1 protein-coding gene is annotated in these 713 nt (G+C 45.7%); it reads left to right on the forward strand.

The window, feature by feature from the left end; all coding sequences use genetic code 11:
• On the forward strand, nucleotides 1-713 hold a 713-nt coding region (locus Q3C19_RS18305), incomplete at both ends, for an AAA family ATPase (RefSeq protein WP_302731301.1).

Raw genomic sequence — 713 nt, forward strand, 5'->3', positions numbered from 1 at the left:
TCAGCCGAATTATCTTTTCCTGCTCCGTCCCCGCCGTTTCGGCAAGTCGCTGTTTCTGGCCATGCTGGAGACATATTACAGCGTAGATTATGCCGACCGTTTCGAAGAACTTTTCGGTGAACTGTATATCGGGAAGCATGCTACAAAGGTGCATAATAAGTATTTGGTACTCAGATTCAATTTCTCCATTGTTAGTTCCAATCCTGATGAAATGGAGCAATCGTTTAAAACCTACTGTAGTTCTACAATCACTCGTTTTGTGAAGAAATACGAGTATTTGTTGGGTAGTGAGATCTGGAGTGAATTGAGCATTTTCAATGATTCTCCCGGTCTGATGTTGGATGCGCTTGCCCGCTATATCAGCGACAACAACTGCCCGCATATCTATCTGCTGATTGACGAGTACGACAACTTCACCAATACCCTACTGGCCACTTACGGCACGGAACGCTACCGCAAGACGACACATGGCGAAGGATTTATCCGTGAGTTCTTCAATGTCATCAAAGCAGCTACTACCGGACCCGATGCAGCAATTGACCGTTTGTTCATTACCGGTGTCAGCCCCGTTACGATGGATGACGTAACCAGCGGATTCAACATCGGAACAAACATCAGCATGAAGCCGGAATTCAATAGTATCATCGGTTTCAGCACGGAAGAAGTACGTCAGATGGTCAATTACTACAAGTCAGAAGGAGCATTACCGGAAA

This window comes from Bacteroides sp. ET489 (assembly GCF_030518095.1).
In the GTDB taxonomy this organism is placed as follows: Bacteria; Bacteroidota; Bacteroidia; order Bacteroidales; family Bacteroidaceae; genus Bacteroides; species Bacteroides ndongoniae.